This window comes from Acidisphaera rubrifaciens HS-AP3, assembly GCF_000964365.1.
GTDB classification, from domain to species: domain Bacteria; phylum Pseudomonadota; class Alphaproteobacteria; order Acetobacterales; family Acetobacteraceae; genus Acidisphaera; species Acidisphaera rubrifaciens.
Map to the genome: position 1 here is coordinate 1 of NZ_BANB01000044.1, position 3,724 is coordinate 3,724.

Consider the following 3,724-nt stretch of genomic DNA (forward strand, 5'->3'; position numbering starts at 1 on the left):
CCTCCAGCCGCGCCTGCGCGCGCGTCCACGCGGTCGCGGCGCTGACGCCCTCGCGCGGCCAGACCGGCGCGGTCAGGGTGAGTTCGTCGCGGATCGTGTCGAAGATCGCGAACAGGGTGGGGCGCAGCAGCAGCGCGTCCGGCAGGCCGAGGCGGTCCGGCTTGTCCGCCGGCAGCCGCTCCATCAGCCGCACCATGTCGTAGCCGAGATAGCCGACCAGTCCCGCCGACATCGGCGGCAGCCCGTCGGGCAGATCGAGCCGCGTCACCGCGATCAGCGCCCGCAGGCTCTCCAGCGCCGGCGCGGCGTCGGGCACGAAGGCGTGCGGCGCCGCCTCGGCGTCGCGGTTGACCTCGGCCACGCCGCCGCGGCAGCGCCAGATCAGGTCCGGCGCCATGCCGATCACCGAATAGCGGCCCCGCGCCGCGCCGCCCTCGACGCTTTCCAGCAGAAACGGAAAGGGCTGGCCGGCGGTGAGCTTCAGATACGCGGCGACCGGCGTCTCCAGATCGGCGACGACGCGCGTCCACGCCACCGCGCCCCGTCCGGCCTCATAGGCGGCGGCGAAGGCGGCAAAGGCCGCGTCCCGCGCGGCCGGTCCGGGATCGGCGCCGTTCATTGGATCATCGACTGCACGACATCGGGGTTCACCTGCAGCCCCGCGCGATCGCGCACGGCGGTTGCGAACGTGACTTCCGTGTCGCGCGCCATCGCCTCGCGCACCTGGTCGCGCAGGCGGACATAGCCTTCCGGGTCCTTCGCCGGGTCGGGCACCACGATGGCCGCCGGCACCGCGACGAGATAGGCGTCGCCGGTCTGCACCATCGTGACCTCCTTCGGCTTCAGGCTGAACAGCGGGCGCACGAGCTGCATCGGAAAGCCTTCCGGCGGCGACTCGCGGCTGGTCGGCAGCGAGCGGCGCACCGCGAGCCCCGCCTTCTGCGCCGCGTCGGCCAGCGTCGCGCCGTCCTGCACCGCGGTGAACACGGCGGTCGCCCGCTCGTTGGCGGCACGGCGTTGGGCGTCGGCGATCCACGCGGCGCGGACCGCATCCGCGACCTCGGCATAGGGCCGGTCGGTCGGCGGGGTGATCTTGTCCACCGTCACCGCGAAATACGAGGCGGCGCCCCCGGGGGCGGAGGGGGGCACTTCCTGCAGGTGCGGCGGCTCGCCGACATGCTCGGCAAAGGCCGCGGCGACGAGGGCCTTGCGCAGCGCCGGCGAGCCGGGGATCGGCGCCTCGCGCCCCGACGTGGTGCGCCCGGCGGCGTCGAGCGTGCCGGTGGCCGCCTGCAGCCCGAGATCGTTCGGCAGTTCGTCGAGGCTGGTGCCGCTGGCGAGGATGTTGTCGAGCTTGTTGGCGTCGTCGAAGATCTGCTGCCCGGCGCGGTCGGCGACGATGCGCGCGCGCAGCTCGTCGCGGGCCTGCTCGAACGAGATGTCGCGGCCCGGCGTGATCTTGGTCACCCGGAAGACGTGCCAGCCGAGATCGTCGTGCTCCGGCGCCGGCACCGTGTCGACCGGGGCGGCGAACACGGCCGCGGCCAGGGCGGGGATCGGCAGCTGCGCGCGGTCGGCATCGGGCAGTTCGAACGCGTTCGCCTTCGACGCCTTGGCCATCGTCTGCATGGCCGCCCAGTCAGCGCCGCCCTGCCAGGTGGCGGCGAGCTTGCGGGCCGCCGCCTCGTCCTCCGTGGTGAGAAGCTGGACGGTCCGCTTTTCTTCCTTCTTGAAGGCGTCGCGGTTGGCGTCGTAGGCCTTTTTCAGATCCTCGTCGCTGACGGTGATCGACTTGCCCACCGTCTCGACCGACAGCACCACCGCCTTCACATGCCGGTATTCCGGCGTGCGGCGCAGGTCGGGGTGGTTGTCGTAATAGCGGTGCAGGTCGGCATCCGTCGGCTCCGGCGCGACGCCGGAGGTGAACGGCACTTCCACGAAATCGGCGCTGCGCGTCTCGCGCTGATAGGCGAACAGCAACTTGGTTTCCGTGTCGCTCGGGAACGCGCCGGCGCGGACCGCCCCCAGCACCTGCCGCTCGCCGGCGTCGCTGCGGATCATCTCGAACAGCTGCGCTTCCGTCAGGTTGTTCTGCGACAGCACCTGCCGCGCGACCGCCGGATCATAGCGCCCGTCCGGCCCGCGGAACTGCGGGATCTCAAGGATCGCCTGCTGGAGATCGGCCTTTGGCACGACGACGCCGAGCCGCGCCTCCTCGCCCGCCACCGCCTGCCCGAGCACGAGATTCTGTAATGCCTGGAAGGCGACGGACCGGCGCATCTCCGGCGTCGGCGCGATCCGGCCGCCAAGCGCGCGGGTCACGCCGGCCAGCTGCCGCTGATAGGCCTCGCGCAGCTCCTCGGCCGTCACGGTGCGGCTGCCCACGCGCGCCGCCCAGTCGTTGCCGCCGCCGCGGATGCTGCGCAGCATGTCGCCGCCGATCCCCCACAGCACGAAGGCGAGGCAGAGCAGCAGGAACAGGCCCCGCACGATCCATGAGTCGAGCGAACGGCGGAGATTGGCGAGCATGCGCGGGTCCGGTTGCTGGATTGGCCGACAGGCGTGCCTCTACCCGCCTTCCGCCGGCTTTGCCAGCCGGCGCTTTTCCGGCCGGCGCTTTGCCTCGGGCCGTCTCGCGCGTTACCCAGGGGTCGAGGCACACACGCGAGGACGGGAATGGCCCAGCTCATCGCCGGCAACTGGAAGATGAACGGACGCACGCGGCAGGCGGCGGAGCTGTGCGCGGCGCTGCGCGACGGGGCGGGGGGGCTGGGCTGCGAACTCGTCGTCTTCCCGCCCGCCACGCAGCTCACCGCCGTGGCCGGCCTGCTGGCCGGCAGCCCGATCGCGGTCGGCGGCCAGGACTGTCACGCGGACCCGGACGGCGCCCATACTGGGGACATCTCCGCCGGCATGCTGCGCGACTGCGGCGCGACCTGGGTGATCCTCGGCCATTCCGAGCGCCGGGCCGACCATGCGGAAGTCGATGACCTGATCCGCCAGAAGGTCGAGGCGGCGCAGGGGGAGGGACTGCGCACCATCGTCTGCGTCGGCGAGACCGACGAGCAGCGGGCCACCGGGCGCGAGACCGAGGTGGTCGGCTGGCAGCTTCTGGGCAGCCTGCCGCGCGACTTCGCCGGGGTGGTCGCCTATGAGCCGGTCTGGGCCATCGGCTCGGGCAAGACGCCGGGCATCGACGAGGTTGCCGCCATGCACGCCTTCATCCGCGAGGAACTGGTGCGCCAGTTCGCCGAAGCCGGGCGATCCGTACCTATTCTCTATGGCGGTTCGGTCAAACCCGGCAACGCGGCGGACCTCCTGGCGGTCCCGGAAGTGGCCGGCGCACTGGTCGGCGGGGCCAGCCTGGTCGCGGTGGACTTCCTCGCCATTGCCCGGGCGGCCCGGTACGGGTAAGGCGCCCCGCCATGAATACCGTGCTGCTGATCATCCACCTGTTCGTCACCCTCGCGCTGATCGGCGTCGTGCTGATCCAGCGGAGCGAGGGCGGGGGGCTGGGTGTCGGCAGCTCGCAGGGCATGGGCTCGTTCATGTCGGGCCGCGGCACGGCGAACCTGCTGACGCGCACGACGGCGATCCTGGCGACCGTGTTCATGCTGCTCGCGCTGGCGCTGGCCGTGCTCAACCGCGGCGCGAGCGGGCCGGGTCATTCGCTGCTCGACATCCATGCCCCGGCGCCCGCCGCCGCACCCCCGCCGCTGCCGTC

Annotated in this window: 3 protein-coding genes and 1 pseudogene; 2 read left to right on the forward strand and 2 right to left on the reverse strand. The window is 72.4% G+C overall.

The annotated features are described in order from the left end of the window. A pseudogene (locus tag B8460_RS01390) lies at positions 1-619 on the reverse strand (anthranilate synthase component I); the annotation flags it as partial. Next, on the reverse strand, positions 616-2,529 hold the full coding sequence (locus tag B8460_RS01395) for a peptidylprolyl isomerase (RefSeq protein WP_048859781.1): 1,914 nt from the start codon (positions 2,527-2,529) through the stop codon (positions 616-618). The gene B8460_RS01395 and the pseudogene B8460_RS01390, both read right to left, overlap by 4 nt. A gap of 147 nt (positions 2,530-2,676) precedes the next feature. Between B8460_RS01395 and tpiA the strand changes: the two genes are divergently transcribed. Both tpiA and secG read left to right on the forward strand, forming a co-directional pair. Next, on the forward strand, positions 2,677-3,414 hold the full coding sequence (tpiA, locus tag B8460_RS01400; RefSeq protein WP_048859782.1) for a triose-phosphate isomerase: 738 nt from the start codon (positions 2,677-2,679) through the stop codon (positions 3,412-3,414). Between the two features lie 11 nt (positions 3,415-3,425). Next, positions 3,426-3,724, forward strand: a 299-nt coding sequence (secG, locus tag B8460_RS01405; protein WP_048859783.1) for a preprotein translocase subunit SecG, incomplete at its 3' end; no start/stop codon positions are given.